The sequence below is a fragment of the Myxococcus sp. AM009 genome (assembly GCF_013372605.1).
Taxonomy (GTDB): Bacteria; Myxococcota; Myxococcia; order Myxococcales; family Myxococcaceae; genus Myxococcus; species Myxococcus vastator.
Genome location: NZ_JABXEP010000377.1, coordinates 1 through 659, shown reverse-complemented (window position 1 = coordinate 659; position 659 = coordinate 1). Strand labels below are relative to the sequence as shown.

1 protein-coding gene is annotated in these 659 nt (G+C 70.0%); it reads left to right on the top strand.

Annotation, left to right across the window (positions count from 1 at the left end; genetic code table 11):
• A partial coding sequence (locus HV824_RS35955) for an AMP-binding protein (RefSeq protein WP_176425289.1) occupies window positions 1–659 on the top strand: 659 nt, incomplete at both ends.

The window sequence follows — 659 nt, the reverse complement described above, 5'->3', positions numbered from 1 at the left end:
CTTCGACGCCTCGACGTTGGAGGTGTGGGGCGCGCTGCTGCACGGCGCGAAGCTGGTGGTGTACCCGGCGGGGACGCCGTCGCTGGAGGAGTTGGGCCGCAAGCTGGAGTCTTCAGGCGTGACGTCGCTGTGGCTGACGGCGGCGCTCTTCGAGCAGATGCAGGCGCGGCAGCCGAAGGCCCTGGCCAGTGTCCGCCAGTTGCTGGCCGGCGGTGACGCGCTGCCAGTGTCGCGCGTGAAGGAGCGGCTGGCAGCGGGCGGTGTGCTCATCAACGGGTACGGCCCGACGGAGAACACGACGTTCTCCAGCACGTACCGGATGGAGAAGCCGGAAGAGGTGGGCGCTTCGGTGTCCATCGGCCGGCCGGTGAGGAACACGGTGGCGTACGTGCTGGACGGTGGGATGCGTCCGGTGCCAGTGGGCGTACCGGGCGAGCTGTATGTGGGCGGAGACGGGTTGGCGGTGGGGTACGTGGGGCGCCCGGAGTTGACGGCGGAGCGCTTCGTGCCGAGTCCGTACGGCGACGGAGAACGGCTGTACCGAACGGGCGACGTGGTGCGGTGGCTGAGGAGCGGGGCGCTGGAGTTCCTGGGCCGAGCGGACACGCAGGTGAAGGTGCGCGGCTACCGAATTGAGCTGGGCGAAGTGGAAGCGGCGC